The sequence below is a fragment of the Halomonas sp. G11 genome (assembly GCF_001663515.1).
Lineage (GTDB): Bacteria > Pseudomonadota > Gammaproteobacteria > Pseudomonadales > Halomonadaceae > Vreelandella.
Map to the genome: position 1 here is coordinate 93,364 of NZ_LYXG01000019.1, position 15,911 is coordinate 109,274.

Here is a 15,911-nt window from a genome sequence, read left to right on the forward strand (position 1 = left end):
TGAAATGACCTGCACAGCATACTCATCGGCAACACATCACAATATCGATCTTTTTTGATCATTTTTATCAAGGAATATGATGTATGAGGGCGCCGACGCTGGATCTGACGTTACTCCGCACGCTAGTGGCAATCGCCGACACCGGCAGCGTGACGGCGGCTGCAAAACGCTTGGCCTATACCCAGTCGACCGTCAGCATGCAGCTTCAGCGTCTGGAAACCCAGCTGGCGCTGACCCTTCACGAGCGTGAAGGGCGCAAACTCCGCTTTACCCCGGATGGAGAACGGTTGCTTAATCATGCCCGCCGCTTGTTGATCCTCAATGACGAAGCCTGGAGCGACATGCAGGCGCGCCAGGTGGGCGGGGAGCTGACCCTGGGCATCCCGGAAGACTACGCCTCATTATTGCCTTCCGTGTTTGCCTACTTTCACCAGCTATACCCGGGCGTGGGGCTTCAGGTCAGGTGCGGTACCAGTGGCGACCTGGTGGAACGCGTAAAACGTGCCGAGCTGGATCTGGCGCTGGTGACCCGGCAGCGTAATTCGCCAGGCGGCGAGATCATTCGGCGCGAGCCTTTGATATGGGCGGTAGGCGTTAACCAGCAGCCATCGTTAACCGACCCGCTGCCACTGGCACTGTATTCCCCCGGTGCGGATGTGTTTCGTGAGATAGCCGAACAGGCGCTGAAAAACTCCGGACGTGACTGGCGCGTCGCCTATACCAGTCAATCCATGGCAGGGCTGGCGCCTATCGTGACGGCCGGGTTGGCGGTAGTGGTGGTGACGCGGAGCATGCTGACGCCGCTGTTAAGGCCACTCGACGAGGCCAGTGGCATGCCGTCGCTGCCGATGATTGAACTGGCCCTCCATCGCGCACCGCATCGCCCCTCGGAACCCGCACGTCGGCTGGGCGAACTGATTCGGGAGCAATTGGCCGCGCCGGTTGATGGCTGGGCGCCCTGACGGCAAGCGTTGACGGTGACAAGTCGGCTTTATCAGCGAAGTTGCCCAGAACTCGCTAAACTAAGCGCAACTAAGCGAATTCTGGGCGGTTGTAAGGAGTACAGCATGCACGAGTTAGACCACTATATTTACCCGCACCGGGTACTCCACTGGCTGGTCGCGGGGGCAGCGCTACTCTCGCTGGCGAGCGGTTTGACGCTGGGTTTTCTGGGTTTTGAACGGACGGTAGAGCTGGTCGGTACGGGGGTTACCAACCTGCTTTACACCAGTCATAAAACGCTGGGCGTGACCATACTGCTGCTGATGACCCTGCGTATCATCACCCGGATCGCGTTCGTGGTACCCGACCACGACCCGCCCTTGAACGCCTTCGAGCGCATCGTCAGCACCAGCGTGCATCATTTGCTCTATGCGGCCTTGGTCGTGATGCCGCTATTGGGCTGGGCGGCAACGGCCAGCGGCGGTTTCCCGGTAGAGTTCTTTCATTGGCATCTGCCAGGGCTGATTGGCGAACGTCCGGCGCTTTCCGAGCGGCTCTTTACCTGGCATGGTTGGCTCGGCTGGGCCATTGTGGTGCTGGTAACCCTGCATGTATTGGGCGCGCTTTATCACTGGCGCATCAAGCGCGACAACGTGATGACGCGGATGAGCCTGTTTGACTAACGCCTTACGGCTTTGCTGAATAATAGCGAGCACCACTGTCGGCTCGGCTGGCTTTAACGTCGTACATTTTTCCATCGGCTTCGTAGATAAGTTTCTTCAGGCAATAGTGATCACCTTGGCTGATGCTCATGCCGATGCTGACGTCAATGCTGACCAGCTCACCACAAGGGAGTTTGATGGGCTTGCGTATGGCGGCATTGAGGCGTTGACGGATGTCGTTGAGGACGGTGACGTCGTCAATGCCCTCAATCAACAGAATGAACTCGTCCCCGCCAAAACGGGCGCAGCGGTCATGCGCACGGGCCAGGTGTTCGATACGCCTGGCGACTTGCTGCAGCACAAAATCCCCGGCTTCATGCCCATATTGATCGTTAATGGGCTTGAAACGATCCAGGTCGAGCATGAAAAGCGCCACGGGTTGCCCGATATGCTGACTGCGCTGGAGGGCCTTTTCGGCGCAGTCGGTGAGGCCTTTACGGTTCAATAGCCCGGTCAGCATGTCGCGAGTGGCGAGATGCTCGAGCGCTTTTGTGCGGTCGGCAACCTTTTGTTCCAGAATCGCTTCCTGGCGTTTCAGCGTCGTCAGCATGTCGTTCTGAGCGCGTTCTTTTTGTCGCTTCAGCTTGTTGAAGCGAGCCGCCAGCGCAAACGATAACAAGAGCATTTCCATCGCCGAGCCAATCTGAATGCCGTGCAGGGTAATAAAATTGGCCGGCAAAATGCCGAGATTGCGCAGTGCAAACACGCAGGCGCCAACCAGAAACAATGACCACGCCAAGACAAATATCCGCGCGCTGGGCACGTGTTGCGTGACGCAGTAGATGCCGCATATCAGGATCGTCAGCGCGGCCATGAATCCGGTCACGTCCATCAAGCGCAGGGCCGGTTGAATAGGTAACAGCACAGTTGCCACGAGTGCGAGCAAGCAGTAGACGCGGAAATAGCTCAACAATCGGTGCCAGCGGGGCGTGAATCTTTTCGTTTCAAGAAAGCTTTGGGCAAAAAACGTACCCATGGTAGAGGCAAAGATGAAGCCGATTGCGACCAACCGTGACGTGTTTTCGCCCAGGAAGCTCCAGAACATCAGGGTGCCGATGCCGTTGAAGGTTAAAATCGCGATGGTAAAGCCCAGCGTAAACAGCGAGTAATATAAAAATACGCGCTCTTTGAGACCGAAAAATAACAACAGGTTATAAAGACCCAGGCCCAGCAATATGCCGAAATAGGTCGCGAGCCAGAAGTTATGCCGGTCATTCTGCTGGTAGAACGCCTGCTCGGAGAGCAGGTTATAGTTCAGCATCTTGCTGCCCGCCGCATTGACCTTGGCGTATAGGGTGACCGTTTCGCCCGGTGCCAGATTTAACGGAAATACCGCCTGACGATGGGCAAGTTCTCGTTGCTCTATGGGCACGGCGCTGCCGCTTATTTTTTGTTCATTATAATGCTCACGCATTACATGCAGCGTGACGCGATCCAGAAAGGGGTATTCAAACTCAACGATCCAATGCTGGGAATGTTCCGTTGGGTTTTCGACCTGGGTGCGCAACCATACTTCGTTGGGTGTATAGCCAAAATTCAAGTCGCTTTTGTGCTGAACCTGAGTGAATGGTGGGTCGCGTTCAAGCAGCTGGTTGAGCGTAAGAGACTCATTACTCTGCCAGAACTGGGTGTGGTCGGTAAGTGAATAGCGAGACTGATCAGGAGAGGTGACCAGCGAGGCGACAGCTGGTTGCCAGCAGGTTATCCAGATCAGCAGCAGCAAGCCCACGCAAACCTTGCGGTGCAAAAAACATGAATACATAAGAGGTCGCTTTGGTTATGTTCTTCTGCTCCCCGCGCTGATGTCCCTTTAAGCTGTTACTAATGCCGGGGTATTGTCTTCGTTATCGCCAAACCTCTATGTATGGCGTCAGTATAACGCTGTAAATACAAGTACAAAGAAAGCTTAAGATACTATGGCCGTTACGTCGTTTTGATGACATGGATTGCGTCAACGATAATTCAGCCTTTCACCGTGGGACTGCCGAACTCGGATGGGCTAACGCCATTGTAGAACGGTTTTGTGGTGGCATAGGAAAAATGGATGGTCTAGGTCAACGAGACTTGCGAAAGTCGGTCGGTGAGGCGCTGCACCAGGTTGCCGCTATGTCGCCAGTAGTGCCAATGGAGTGGAACGCTGAGTGTTTGCCCTGGCGCAATGCTGACCAGCTGGCCGCTTTCGATCAGTGCATGGGTTTGTAGCTGGGGCATCATGCCATAGCCAATGCCAGCCGCAGCCAGGCGAATAAACCCCTCCGACGAAGGGCATAGATGGTAGGGAAAGCGGCCATGGTAGCCGCACTGGGCGAGAAATTGGTGCTGCAGCTGATCATGGGGGCCGAAGACGATAGCCGGGGCCTGTTGAAAAGCGTCATCGTTGGGGCCGTCAGGGAAGTGCCGCTCCACATAGGCGGGTGAGGCGAGCGGATGGTAGTGCATTTCGCCCAGCGCCAGACTGCGTGCCCCGGCAATCGGCTGCGGTGTGGCGCACAGGCAGGCCGCGACATCGCCATCGCGCAAACGTTTGAGGCCGACGTCCTGATCCTCGATAACAAGATCCAGCAAAAGCCCCTCAGCCTGGCAGATGTCGGCAATCGCCTCGGCCCACCAGGTCACGACGCTATCCGCGTTAATCGCAATGCGCAGACGCGGAGCGGGATCATCCAGCGTGGGCAATGAACCGCGCAGGTCGCGTTCTAACAGCTGGACCTGCTGGTAATGGGTTAACAGCCGCTGGCCTGCCGGGGTCGGCGCCAGGTGTGGGTGGCGGATCAACACGGGCTGCCCTAACCGCACTTCCAGGGCTTTCAAACGTTGGGAGACGGCCGACTGCGATAGCCCCAGCACGTCCCCTGCGCGCTCAAAACCGCCGCATTCCACCACGGTTGCCAGGGCATGGAGCAGTTTGTAATCGAGCATAGTGATGTTCCCGGAGCAGCAGACAATGACGCAGGGCAAACAATGGCGATTGTATCCAGCAATACGCGTTATAGGGCACCAAATAAGATTGAATCCCATGGGCCAATGGATTACATTTCATTTTGAGGCTCAATAACAACCCTAGCATTTTACTTTAGCCGTTTCTGTAAGATATTAACCTAAAAGGATACTGTCATGCCCGCCACCATGCCCCGTCGCCCTCTTGCAGGCATCGTTGCGCTTAGCGCGCTGATGCCTTTTGCCTCGGTTTTTGCCGACACCGCCGCTGACGATACCGTTAGCGCCGATGCGGTGGTGACCCACTACGCCGACCTGGCGCATGCCAATTACGCCGATGCGCTCAACGCCGCCGAGGTGTTGAACGAGCGCATCGACGAATTGCTTGCCAACCCCACCGCCGAAAACCTGAAGGCCGCCAAGCAAGCCTGGCTGCAAGCGCGTATTCCCTATCAGCAGAGTGAAGTGTTTCGTTTCGGCAATGCCGTCGTGGACGATTGGGAAGGGCAGTTGAATGCCTGGCCTCTCGATGAGGGCATGATCGATTACGTCGAAGGCGATGACTACCAGCACGAACTGGGTAACGAAGGCGCCACCGCCAATATCATTGCCAACGAGCAAATCAATGTTGGGGGCGAGAGCCTGGACGTCAGCGAGATCACCCCGGAACTCCTCGCCGACCTGAATGAAATCGGCGGTTCGGAAGCCAACGTTGCCAGCGGCTACCACGCCATCGAGTTTCTGCTTTGGGGCCAGGATCTGCACGGCTTTGAGGCAGGCAACGGCGAGCGCCCGGTGAGCGATTATCAAACCGGCGATGACTGCACCCATGGTCACTGCGATCGCCGCCGTACTTATCTGGATGCAGTATCCGATCTGCTGGTCGACGATCTTGAGTGGATGGTGGCCCAGTGGGCGCCGGACAGCGACGACAACTATCGCCAGGAACTGCTGGCGGAGAGCGATCAGGAAGGCCTGCGGCGCATGCTGTTTGGCATGGGGTCGCTGTCCCTGGGAGAACTGGCGGGTGAGCGCTTGAAGGTGGCGCTGGAAGCCAACTCTTTTGAAGATGAGCACGACTGCTTCAGCGACAATACCCACAACTCCCACTACTACAACGGTCAGGGTATTCAGAATATCTACACCGGCACCTATCAGCGCCTTGACGGCAGCATGGTCGAGGGGCCGTCCCTCGAAGACCTGCTGGCGCAGGAAGACAGCGAGTTGGCCGATGAGCTTCGTCAGCAGCTCGACGCCACGATGGCGCGCCTTGATGCGATCAAGCAGGCGGCTGAGGCGGAAAGCTCGCCAATGGCCTTCGATATGATGATTGCCCCTGGTAACGAGCAGGGCAGCGAATTGATCAACGACGCGATACTCACCCTAGTGGCACAAACGGGATCCATCGAACAGGCTGCCGGTGAGCTGGGCGTGACGTCCTTGCAGCCCGATGACGCTGGCCATCAGTTTTAATTCAACCTGTTGATGCCCATGAGCCGCCGGTGGCTTCGTCACCGTGCGGCTTTTGCGCTTCGTGTCACGCGACATCCGTCTCAAGGTATTCCCATGTACCGCTTATTCCGTGTCTCGCCAATCCGGTGTTCGCTAACCGGTCTTCTGCTGGTGCTGATGACCATGTCCGCACAGGCAGCCGAATCACCTGACCAGGATTATCCCATTCAGACCACGCCCATGAGCGGCGGCGACGGGTCGGTAGAGCAGTTCGACCACAACGCCTACTCGCTGCCGCTGGGTAATATGTCGATGACCAAGCGGCTGGATTTCAGCGTCGGCAATAGCTTCTTCCGCAACCCCTGGGTGGCGGCCCCCGCCAGTACCGAGGCCCGTGATGGCCTGGGGCCGCTATTCAATACCAATAGCTGCCAGGGCTGCCATATAAAAGATGGTCGGGGGCATCCACCGACCGGCGACGAAAACCCTATCGCGCTGTTTCTGCGCCTTTCGCTGCCTGCGCAGCAAGCAGAACCCGAGGTTCTGGAACAGCGCGGCGCGCTCCCCGTGCCCAACTATGGCCTGCAGCTACAAACGGCGGCCATCAGCGGTGCCGAACCGGAGGCCAAGATGCTGATCGACTATCGCCCTCGGGAAGTGACGTTTGCCGATGGCACCAGCGTTAGCCTGCAGGAACCGGTCTACTCGATTGCCGAGCCCGCCTACGGCGAGCTGCCCGAGGATCTGCAGACCTCGCCCCGGCTGGCGCCTCCGATGATTGGGCTGGGGCTGCTGGCGGCGATTCCCGACGCCGATCTGCTGGCCGCCGCCGACCCTGACGACGCCGATGGCGACGGTATTTCCGGTCGCGCCAATCAGGTCTGGGATCTGCGTACAGGCAGCACCGTTATGGGGCGTTTCGGCTGGAAAGCCGGTGAGCCCAGCATCGAACAGCAGGGCATGCACGCCTTTGCTGGCGATATGGGGCTGACGTCCAGTCTGGTACCGCAAACCGACTGCATGCCAAGCCAGGGCTGCGATAACTTCCCTAACGGCGGTAACCCCGAAGTCAGCGACGACGTGGCCGACTTCGTGACCTTCTACGCTTCCAGCCTGGCGGTGCCGATGCGCCGCAACATGGACGACCCGGCGGTTCAGCGAGGGGCCGAACGCTTCAATGCCCTGGGCTGCGCCAGCTGCCACACGCCCCGTCATCGCACCGCGGCGGACGCGCCACGCCCGGCGCTGGCGGATCAGATAATATGGCCCTATAGCGACCTGTTGCTCCACGACATGGGCGATGCCCTGGCGGACAAGCGCAGCGAGTTCAAGGCCGATGGCCGCGAGTGGCGCACCCCGCCGCTTTGGGGCATCGGGCTGGCGCAAACGGTCAATCCCAGGGCGGGATTTCTTCACGATGGCCGCGCCCGCACCCTGGAAGAAGCGATTCTCTGGCACGGGGGCGAAGCTGATGAGGCCACCGAGGGCTACCTTGAGCTGCCCGAAGACCAGCGCGCTGAGCTCATTCGTTTTCTTGAATCCCTGTAAAGGGCGTTGAATGGTTGAAAGGCTTGATTGCCAAGGAGTTTAGATGATGGCTGCGTTTCGACGACTGGGGTTGCTGGCCTGTGCGTTTCTGGCGGCACCGCTTTCTTTTGCTACGGAGAACACCTCACCGCGGGAGATGTGGCACAGCGCCGTGGAGATGCAGTACGCCGAGCTGAGCGCCGCCTCCGAGCGACTGGAGACTAGCGCCGCGCGTTTCTGTCAGGGCCCCGACGATGCACTCAGGCAGCGGCTGGAAGATGACTGGCTGAGTGCCTATCAGGCCTGGCAGGCGGTGCGCTTTATCCAGTTTGGCCCGGTGGAGCAGAACAGCCGGGGCTGGCAGCTGCAGTTCTGGCCGGATCGCAAGAACCTGGTGGGCCGCAAGGTGAACGGCTGGCTGAAAGCTCCCGACGCACCGGATGCCCAGGCGATTGCCCGGGACAGCGTGGCCATCCAGGGCTTTCCCGCCCTGGAGTACCTGCTTTATGACGACGCCATGGATCAGCAGGCCCTTGGCGAGCCGAATGCCTGTGCACTCATGCAGGCCATCACGACCCATCTCGCGGATACCACCAGTGCGCTGCATCGCGACTGGCAGGCCTTTGGCGAGCACTATCTTGATACCGCTGACTACACCGAAACCACCCTGGCCAGCGCTATCCAGGCCCTTGAACTGCTCGAAGATAAGCGCCTTCGTGAACCCATGGGCCTCAAAGGGGCTCCCGCCAACGGCTATCTGGCGGAAGCTTGGCGCAGCGACAACTCGATCCGCTTGGTAGAGAGCAGCCTTGAGGGCTTGCGTACTGGCTTCCTGCCTGGCCTTACCGCGTTGCTGCGCGAGGCTGATGCGCTGCCGCTCGCCGAGGCGTTTCGTGACCAGTTGGACAAGACGCTCGCCCAGGCCAGCGAACAGCCGTCCGGCTTGGTGCCTGCCCTGGACGACGAAGCGGCGTTTCGCGGCCTGCAGTCGCTCTATCTGGATATCAGCCAGTTACGCCACCTGCTGGGCAACGAGATAGCCGCTGAACTGGGGCTGGTGCGCGGCTTCAATTCCAGCGATGGGGATTGAGCCATGCAGCGACGCCAGGTACTCAAGGTAGGCTTGGGCAGCGTGGCCATGGCGCTGACCCCGCTGAGCTGGGCGCTGCCCGCTCGTGAGGAAGTGGATTGGCTGTTTAGCGCGGTGGATGCCCCCAGCGGTGGGCATTTTATCGCCGGAGTGGCGCTGGATGGCCAGGCTCGCTTTATGATCGAGGTACCCGAGCGCTGTCATGGAGGCTGTTTACGGCCAGATTCCCGCCAGGTAGTGCTGTTCGCCCGCCGCCCTGGTACGCGGATGCACGTGATTGACGGCGACAGCCGCCAACTCGCCCACACCATCGACGCCGGGGAGGGTTACCACTTCTACGGGCATGGCGTCTTCGACCTGATCGGGCGCTACCTGTATGTCACCGCCAATCGCTTGGCGGATAGCGCCGGGCTGGTGCGGGTTTACGACGCTGCCAACGGCTACGCCCATGTGCGTGATATGCCGCTGGACGGTATTGGCCCTCACGAGCTTCGGTTGATGCCGGATGGTGACACTCTGGTGATTGGCTTGGGCGGCATTCAGACCCACCCCGACTACGGCCGGGTAAAGCTCAACCTGGACACCATGGCCCCGGCACTGGTGCTGATGGATCGCCATAGCGGCGAAATTCTGGCCCGTCACGAGCCCTCGCACCACCAGCTAAGCTGCCGTCATCTGGATGTGGCAGCAGACGGCACGGTGATTGCGGGCTACCAGTTCGAAGGCCCCGAGTGGGAGACCCATCCGCTGATCTGCCGCCTGGATGCCGCCGGGCATTTTTCAGAACTGGCGCTGCCCGATGAGGTCACTGCCAGCCTGCACCAATATACCGCCAGCGTCGCGTTTAGCCGTGTTTCGGCAAACGTTCTGGTAACCGCACCCCGCGGCAACCGGGTGCTGCTGCTGGACGCTGAACAAGGTCGTCTAAACGCCAGCCTGGCACTGCCCGACGCCGCCGGCGCCCGCTGCGATGGCAACGGCGGCTTTCTGGTCTCCTCCGGCCAGGGCGGGCTTTACCGGGTAACCCCTGGCTTGGCAACGCCCGAGCTGCTGGCCAGCCTGGAAATCCGCTGGGATAACCACCTCACCTGATCAGCGCTGACCTGTTTAGTGCTGGCCCAGGTAGCGCACGCCTTGCATGGCGATCGTCGAGAGCAGGAAAAATCCAGCGGCCAGGGTGACAATGGTCGGGCCAGTCGGGGTGTCGAAGAGGTAAGCCGCTTTAAGCCCCGAGGTGACGGCCAATGACGCAATGCCTGCCGCTACCAGGGCCATTATTTCGGGGGTTCGGCAGAAAGGCCGGGCCGTTGCGGCGGGGATAATCAGCAGGGCGGCAATCAGTAAGGCACCCACAACCTTGAGCGCCACCGCCACGACCATAGCGAGAGAGAGCGTGAGAACTAATTGCTCCCGGCGGGGCTGAATGCCGCTGGCGTGGGCGAGTTCATCGCTGAGCGTGGCGGTCAGCAGCGCCGACCAGCGCCAGCCGAGTAACGCCAACACCATCAGCGTGCCGCCCCCGATGACCCATAAGTCGTCTTTGCCAACGGCCAGAATATCGCCAAATAGATAGGCATTGAGGTCGACACGTACGCCCGATATAAACGAAACGGCAACCAAGCCAATCGCCAGGGCCGAGTGCGCCATGACCCCGAGCAGGGTATCCATGGCATAGCCACGTCCGCTGAGCAACGTCACGCAGGCGGCCATGGTCAGGGCAATCATTAACACCCCTGCAAAAATAGAGATATTAAGCAGTAACGCCAATGCAACGCCGAGAATGGCAGCGTGAGAGGTTGCATCGCCGAAGTACGCCATGCGCCGCCAGACCACAAAACAACCGAGCGGCGCAGCGGCAAGGGCGACGAAAAGGCCTGCCAGGGTCGCACGCCACATGAAATCATCCAGCATGGGCAGTCTCCTCGTGTTGGTGGCGATAAACGGCGAGCATTTGGGCTGTCTGCTCGCCGAATAACGCCTGATAGTCGGGGGAGGATGCAACCCGCTCGGGTTTGCCCTCGCAGCAGATGTGGCCGTTCAGGCACAACACATGATCAGCGGTGCGCATCACCACATGCAGGTCATGGCTCACCATCAAAATCCCGCAGCGATAGGATTGGCGTACCTCTTCGATCTTTTTATAGAAGTCAGCGACGCCTCGATAATCAAGCCCCTGTGTGGCTTCGTCGAGAATCAGGATGTCGGGCCTGTTGATGAGCGCACGGGCCAGCAACACGCGTTGCAACTGCCCGCCAGACAGCTGGCTCATCGCCGCATTGTGTAACGTCTCGACGCCCGCGTTCGATAACGCTTGATGCACATCGTCACGACGATGGCGACGGGGCAGGTTCATGAAACGCGAGACGGTGATGGGGAGCGTCGGGTCTAGATGCAGCCGCTGGGGCACGTAGCCGATGCATAGGTCCGCGTCGATTTCCACACGGCCTGACGTTGGCTTGATGGCGCCCACCAGCGTTTTGACCAGCGTGGATTTTCCCGACCCGTTGGGGCCAATTAACGTGACGATTTCTTCGCGATGCAGCGCCAGGTGGATGTCTTCAAGAATCGGTTTTCCCCCGATGCGCACGTTGAGCTGGCAGGCACGCAAAATGGGGGCGCTAGGGGTAATGGATTGGAGCATCAGCAGGCAAACTCTGGCTTACGTATTTATTGTTATGTTATAACATATTTGGCGGAGGGCGCCTAGCGTTACGCGTGGACGAAAGCGCCTGACCAGAAGACGACGATTATTTACCTGCTGTTGACCATTAGGAGAGAGCAATGACGTATCGCTTGGCACATTACGCCTTACCGCTGTTGGTGGGCCTTCCCTTGACGGCCTCGGCCGATGTTCCCCGTGTGGCGGTGGATATCCCGCCGGTACATTCACTGGTGGCCAAGGTGATGGGCGATCGTGGGTCACCAGAGCTTTTCATACAGCCCGGCGCACCCCCCCACGGTTATTCACTACGGCCCTCGGAAGCAGACGCCTTGGATAAGGCCGATCTGGTTGTATGGGTAAGCAACGATCTAACGCCATGGCTATCAGGTCCGGTGGAGAATCTGGCCAATGATGCCAGGCATCTGGAGTTGATGCGCGTCTCCGACATCAATACCTTTGCCTATCGCGAAGGCGCGACGTTCGATGTCGCTGACCACGACCACGACCACGACCACGACCACGACCACGACCACGACCACGACCACGACCACGACCACGACCATGGTCATGATCATGCCCACCATCACGACGGACAAGACCCGCATGGTTGGATGGACCCCGACAACGCCCAGCGTTGGCTCGACGCCATTGCCCGGCAGCTTGGTGAACTGGATCCGGAAAACGCAGATTATTACCGTGACAATGCGGCGAAAGGTCGACAAGCGCTTGAATCACTTGAGCAAGACATCGAAGAGCGCTTGGCCAACAGCGAGAGTACTCGCTTTATCGTGTTCCACGACGCCTACCAGTATTTTGAGAAGGCGTTTAATCTGTCGGCAGCGGGCGCGATTTCCATCGGCGATGCCTCTTCACCCAGCCCCGCCCGCATTGAGGCCATTCAAGCGCTGGTCAACGACGAGGGCATTCACTGCGTCTTCAGCGAACCACAGTTTAACCCGCAAATTGTCGAATCGGTCTTTGGCGATACCGATACCTATATCGGCGTCATGGACCCCCTGGGCGTTGACCTAGCGCCTGGTCTCGAGCTTTACGACGCGCTGCTCAACCAGATGGCGGATGAAATTCAGCATTGCACAAACGCCATGTGACTGACTGGAAAGGCTGGCGCGTCACTGCGCCACGGCGATATTGTGCTCCCCGTTCGGGTGCTTCATGACCTGCATGGGGAGCCCGTAAATCGCTTCCAGGGTGCTGTCGCACATCATGTCATTGGGGGAGCCGCAGGCCAGCAGGCGGCCGCTGTGCAGCGCCATCAACTCATCGCAGTAGCGCGAGGCCATGTTGATATCGTGCAGCACGATAATCACCCCGAGGTTTAGCTCATCGCACAGCTTGCGAATCAGCGCCAGGACTTCGATCTGGTGGGCGATATCCAGCGCTGCAAGTGGCTCATCAAGGAGTAGAAAACGGCTGCCCTGTGCCAGTAGCATCGCCAGCCAGACCCGCTGGCGCTCGCCGCCAGAGAGTGTATCGACCAGGCGGTCGGCGAAGTCCTCGGTGTGGGTGAGGGCAATGGCGCGATCAATGGCGTCCTTGTCTTTCTGGGTGTGGCGCCCCAGCAGGCCGTGCCATGGATAGCGGCCAAAAGCCACCAGCTCGCGCCCGGTCAGGCTCTCGGCGCTGGGCAGGTGTTGAGGCAGGTAGGCGACTTGACGCGCGAACTCGCGGTTGCCCCAATCACTCAGCGGGCGCTGATCAAAGTAGATCTCTCCCTGGCTGGTGGGCTGCTGCTGGGCCATGAGCTTTATCAAGGTCGACTTGCCCGAGCCATTGTGGCCAATCAGGCCGTAAATCCTGCCTTCCTGAAAGCTATGTTCAATGGGCGTTAGAATCGGTTTGCCATTGATTTCGAAGGTGGCCCCTTTGACCTCGAACATGAATCCCTCCTAGCGATGCGTTGATGACCGTGGCTCCATTCTAGTGCTAATAGTTCTCATTTTTAACAAAGAAATGAAAAAAAATCACGCGGGAGTGAGCGCGCTCTGTGCAAGCGCGCTATCGGTAGGCAGAAGGAGAGTTGTCGATCAGGCATGGCAATGCGGTTTAGTCGTTTTTCATCAACGTCAACAGTTGGCCATGCCGCTCGGGGTGGGCCACAAGCAGGCTATTCCATTCGCCGGGATGCGCCTCACCAGCGAGGTCGGTAACGGTGCAGCCTGCTTCTCGGGCAATCACAATGCCCGCGGCGATATCCCAGAACTCGAGCTTGGCGCCCTGGGACCAAAAGGCATCAAAACGGCCCAGACTGACGTAGGCGATCTCGAGCGCCGCCGAGCCAGGGCTGCGGATGCCAGCCACTTGAGGCATCAGCACGGTAAGCTGGTTGAGGGCCGTGGCGCAGTCGCCTTTGGCATGGTAGGGCAGACAAGTGCTCACCAGCATTTCGGTCATTGGGCGAGGCGAGGGTGTGGTGAGCTTTCTATCATTGAGAAAAGCCCCCATGCCCTGGGCCGCCCAAAGCATTTCATCAAGCAGCGGTTGATAGACAACGCCCATGACGAGCTCATTACCTTTGGTGACCGCGATCGACACCGAAAAATGTGGCACGCCGTGCAGGAAGTTGTTGGTGCCATCCAGCGGATCAATCACCACGGTATAGTCGCTATCGGTACTGGGCGTCAGGCCGCTTTCCTCGCCAAGAAAGGCAATATCGGGAAAAGCGCTGCCGATACAGTCGATAATGATATTTTCAGCCGTTGTATCGTAGTAAGTCACGAAATCAGACGCGCCCTTTTGCTCAAAGGCAATCCGCCCCTTTTGCGAATACCCCTCGCGCAACAAAGTACCCGCTTCATAAGCGGCTTGCTTGAGCGTTTCGAGCAGGTCATTGCTATCGAGCATCGTTTCTCCCCTGGGCAGAACGGCTGATGCGCCTTGCTGGGCGTATGGTGGCGTCAATATAACTCGCTATCCATGACGCGCCGGTGACAGTGGCTACTAGCCGCTGGCTACGCCAAGGTCTCCATGTCAAACGCGACAATCTGGCGCTGGGCGCTGGAAAACTCCACGCCGATCAAGTGGATGGGCTTGCCCGAAGCGCGGTGCTTATCGGCATAGCCCTTGTATTTGATCTGCGCCAGGGCCGTGCCTTCCGGCAACTGTTCCACCACCTTGAACTCGAACAGGTAGATATGGCCACCAAAATCCACGCTCATATCCACCTTGCCGAGGTGGCTGGCGTCCTCCACCGTCACATCCAGCCCCAGGGCTGCAAAATGGCTGTAAAAGACACTCGCATAATGCCCTTCGTAGCGGGCAATTGGATTGTTGCGGTACCAATCGTGAGGGAGTCCAGCGTAAAGGGCTTTGAGGTGACCTTCTAACCCGGCAAGGTCGTGCTGACTTAAATGACGGAACAGCGTTCTGCGCTCACGCGGGGCGTTTTCGACGCCCAGCGAAGGTAGTAGCGCATGGTTGAGGCTGGTTTCGACTTCGCGGTTCGGGAAGCCCAGGGTGTACTGCCGATAACCCACAATGGGCTCTTCTACCTGTTGAATGGTCAGGTAGCCGGTTTGAAACAGCAGGCCTTCGGTGCTGATCTGGTCAACATCAAACTGGCTGAGCAATTCATATTCGGTTTCCCAGTGATCTAACGAGGGGGTAAATACCCCGCGCTGCTTGAGGATGTCGACCAAGAACGTGGTGGGTGTCGCGGACTCAAACCAGTAAGGGCCGAACTCTTGTTCCTGGAACAGCAATAAAACATCGAAGGGATTGTAGACGGACGCTACCTCGCTGCCACCCCAGCGGTAGCCGTTGTACCACCTGCGGATTTCCTCACGATCCAGCCCAGACAGTTCCGGGGCGAACACCGTATCGATGTCGTCATCGGTATAGCCACAAAGGGTCGCATAGTCGGGCGACAGGGTAATATCACGCAGGTTATTCAACCCCGAAAACAGACTGGCCTTGCTGAATTTGGAAACGCCGGTCAGTAGCACGAAGTGCAAGTGTGGGTCGGCGTCTTTAATAACGCTGTAAAGGTTCTTCAAGCCCTCGCGCAGCTCCCGGGCACGCTCCGGCGCCAGGATATTGTCCAGAATCGGCTTGTCGTATTCGTCGATCAGCACAACCACGCGCTGGCCACTCTGCTGGTGGGCGGCGCGAATGAGGGCGGAAAATTCACCCGGTATATCGGTTTTATGGTGCTGGGTAATGCCGAGTTGCTCACGTTGAACGCGTAGCTGCTCACGGATGCGCTCATCCAGCTCTGCACGACTTTGCATCACGCCATCGGCAAAGCTAATCCGAATCACCGGGTAGCGCTGCTGCCAGTCCCACTTATCGTGGATATACAGCCCTTCGAACAGCGCCTGGCGACTTTCAAACAGGCAACGCAGGGTGTCCAGCAACAGGCTTTTACCGAAGCGTCGTGGCCGCGAGAGGAAGTAGTACTTGTTCTGGTTAACCAGGCGCTCGATATGCGGGGTTTTATCGACGTAGTAATAGTCGCCCTCGCGGATATCCGAGAACGTCTGAATCCCGATGGGGAGCTTACGGCGGTGGGCATCCGTCACGGTGGGTCTCCAGAGCAAAAACAGCGTTATAACCAACAGTC

At 58.7% G+C, this 15,911-nt stretch carries 14 protein-coding genes; 7 read left to right on the forward strand and 7 right to left on the reverse strand.

Translation table 11 applies throughout. The features are described 5' to 3' along the window. Positions 1-83 precede the first annotated feature (83 nt). Together ADS46_RS10280 and ADS46_RS10285 are read left to right on the forward strand one after the other, a co-directional pair. Positions 84-962: a LysR substrate-binding domain-containing protein gene (locus tag ADS46_RS10280; RefSeq protein WP_066319679.1), complete on the forward strand. Its 879-nt coding sequence runs from the start codon at positions 84-86 to the stop codon at positions 960-962. A 105-nt stretch (positions 963-1,067) separates the two neighbouring features. Further along, positions 1,068-1,625, forward strand: a complete 558-nt coding sequence (locus ADS46_RS10285) for a cytochrome b (protein ID WP_066319680.1) — start codon at positions 1,068-1,070, stop codon at positions 1,623-1,625. Between the two features lie 4 nt (positions 1,626-1,629). Here ADS46_RS10285 and ADS46_RS10290 read toward each other — a convergent pair whose 3' ends face one another. Then, the gene (locus ADS46_RS10290; RefSeq protein ID WP_066319682.1) at positions 1,630-3,426 is read right to left on the reverse strand and encodes a sensor domain-containing diguanylate cyclase; all 1,797 of its coding nucleotides are present in this window, start codon (positions 3,424-3,426) and stop codon (positions 1,630-1,632) included. A gap of 287 nt (positions 3,427-3,713) precedes the next feature. Then, positions 3,714-4,583 carry a LysR family transcriptional regulator ArgP gene (locus ADS46_RS10295; protein WP_066319685.1) on the reverse strand — a complete coding sequence of 290 codons (870 nt, stop codon included), beginning with the start codon at positions 4,581-4,583 and terminating at the stop codon, positions 3,714-3,716. A gap of 195 nt (positions 4,584-4,778) precedes the next feature. Here ADS46_RS10295 and ADS46_RS10300 point away from each other — a divergent pair, with 195 nt between their 5' ends. From ADS46_RS10300 to ADS46_RS10315, 4 genes are all read left to right on the forward strand, one after another. Further along, the gene (locus ADS46_RS10300) at positions 4,779-6,074 is read left to right on the forward strand and encodes an imelysin family protein (protein ID WP_199825216.1); all 1,296 of its coding nucleotides are present in this window, start codon (positions 4,779-4,781) and stop codon (positions 6,072-6,074) included. A gap of 156 nt (positions 6,075-6,230) precedes the next feature. Further along, positions 6,231-7,601: a di-heme oxidoredictase family protein gene (locus ADS46_RS10305; RefSeq protein ID WP_420706122.1), complete on the forward strand. Its 1,371-nt coding sequence runs from the start codon at positions 6,231-6,233 to the stop codon at positions 7,599-7,601. Between the two features lie 43 nt (positions 7,602-7,644). Continuing rightward, complete coding sequence (locus ADS46_RS10310) at positions 7,645-8,670, forward strand: imelysin family protein (protein WP_066319688.1); 1,026 nt, start codon at positions 7,645-7,647, stop codon at positions 8,668-8,670. A 3-nt stretch (positions 8,671-8,673) separates the two neighbouring features. Beyond that, positions 8,674-9,762: a DUF1513 domain-containing protein gene (locus ADS46_RS10315; protein ID WP_066319690.1), complete on the forward strand. Its 1,089-nt coding sequence runs from the start codon at positions 8,674-8,676 to the stop codon at positions 9,760-9,762. Positions 9,763-9,777: 15 nt separating this feature from the next. Here the strand turns inward: ADS46_RS10315 and ADS46_RS10320 are convergent, their stop codons facing one another. Beyond that, complete coding sequence (locus ADS46_RS10320; protein WP_066319694.1) at positions 9,778-10,581, reverse strand: metal ABC transporter permease; 804 nt, start codon at positions 10,579-10,581, stop codon at positions 9,778-9,780. Beyond that, positions 10,571-11,311 carry a metal ABC transporter ATP-binding protein gene (locus ADS46_RS10325; RefSeq protein ID WP_066319701.1) on the reverse strand — a complete coding sequence of 247 codons (741 nt, stop codon included), beginning with the start codon at positions 11,309-11,311 and terminating at the stop codon, positions 10,571-10,573. Before ADS46_RS10325 ends, ADS46_RS10320 begins: the two co-directional genes overlap by 11 nt. A gap of 140 nt (positions 11,312-11,451) precedes the next feature. On the opposite strand from ADS46_RS10325, the gene ADS46_RS10330 reads away from it, so the two are divergent. Then, positions 11,452-12,441 carry a zinc ABC transporter substrate-binding protein gene (locus ADS46_RS10330; protein ID WP_066319703.1) on the forward strand — a complete coding sequence of 330 codons (990 nt, stop codon included), beginning with the start codon at positions 11,452-11,454 and terminating at the stop codon, positions 12,439-12,441. Between the two features lie 21 nt (positions 12,442-12,462). Here ADS46_RS10330 and ADS46_RS10335 read toward each other — a convergent pair whose 3' ends face one another. From ADS46_RS10335 to ADS46_RS10345, 3 genes are all read right to left on the reverse strand, one after another. After that, entirely contained in the window at positions 12,463-13,230 is a 768-nt protein-coding gene (locus ADS46_RS10335) for an ABC transporter ATP-binding protein (protein ID WP_066319705.1), read from the reverse strand. 166 nt (positions 13,231-13,396) lie between these two features. Further along, positions 13,397-14,194: an inositol monophosphatase family protein gene (locus tag ADS46_RS10340; protein WP_066319707.1), complete on the reverse strand. Its 798-nt coding sequence runs from the start codon at positions 14,192-14,194 to the stop codon at positions 13,397-13,399. A 107-nt stretch (positions 14,195-14,301) separates the two neighbouring features. Further along, on the reverse strand, positions 14,302-15,870 hold the full coding sequence (locus tag ADS46_RS10345) for an ATP-binding protein (RefSeq protein ID WP_066319710.1): 1,569 nt from the start codon (positions 15,868-15,870) through the stop codon (positions 14,302-14,304). Positions 15,871-15,911: the final 41 nt, after the last annotated feature.

What these genes read in the sequence shown, in the direction of transcription:
- ADS46_RS10335 (WP_066319705.1), bottom strand. Translation starts at nt 13,230, where the DNA reads ATGTTCGAGGTCAAAGGGGCCACCTTCGAAATCAATGGCAAACCGATT.
- ADS46_RS10310 (WP_066319688.1), top strand. Translation starts at nt 7,645, where the DNA reads ATGATGGCTGCGTTTCGACGACTGGGGTTGCTGGCCTGTGCGTTTCTG.
- ADS46_RS10290 (WP_066319682.1), bottom strand. Translation starts at nt 3,426, where the DNA reads ATGTATTCATGTTTTTTGCACCGCAAGGTTTGCGTGGGCTTGCTGCTG.
- ADS46_RS10325 (WP_066319701.1), bottom strand. Translation starts at nt 11,311, where the DNA reads ATGCTCCAATCCATTACCCCTAGCGCCCCCATTTTGCGTGCCTGCCAG.
- ADS46_RS10340 (WP_066319707.1), bottom strand. Translation starts at nt 14,194, where the DNA reads ATGCTCGATAGCAATGACCTGCTCGAAACGCTCAAGCAAGCCGCTTAT.
- ADS46_RS10300 (WP_199825216.1), top strand. Translation starts at nt 4,779, where the DNA reads ATGCCCGCCACCATGCCCCGTCGCCCTCTTGCAGGCATCGTTGCGCTT.
- ADS46_RS10305 (WP_420706122.1), top strand. Translation starts at nt 6,231, where the DNA reads ATGACCATGTCCGCACAGGCAGCCGAATCACCTGACCAGGATTATCCC.
- ADS46_RS10285 (WP_066319680.1), top strand. Translation starts at nt 1,068, where the DNA reads ATGCACGAGTTAGACCACTATATTTACCCGCACCGGGTACTCCACTGG.
- ADS46_RS10280 (WP_066319679.1), top strand. Translation starts at nt 84, where the DNA reads ATGAGGGCGCCGACGCTGGATCTGACGTTACTCCGCACGCTAGTGGCA.
- ADS46_RS10315 (WP_066319690.1), top strand. Translation starts at nt 8,674, where the DNA reads ATGCAGCGACGCCAGGTACTCAAGGTAGGCTTGGGCAGCGTGGCCATG.
- ADS46_RS10295 (WP_066319685.1), bottom strand. Translation starts at nt 4,583, where the DNA reads ATGCTCGATTACAAACTGCTCCATGCCCTGGCAACCGTGGTGGAATGC.
- ADS46_RS10320 (WP_066319694.1), bottom strand. Translation starts at nt 10,581, where the DNA reads ATGCTGGATGATTTCATGTGGCGTGCGACCCTGGCAGGCCTTTTCGTC.
- ADS46_RS10330 (WP_066319703.1), top strand. Translation starts at nt 11,452, where the DNA reads ATGACGTATCGCTTGGCACATTACGCCTTACCGCTGTTGGTGGGCCTT.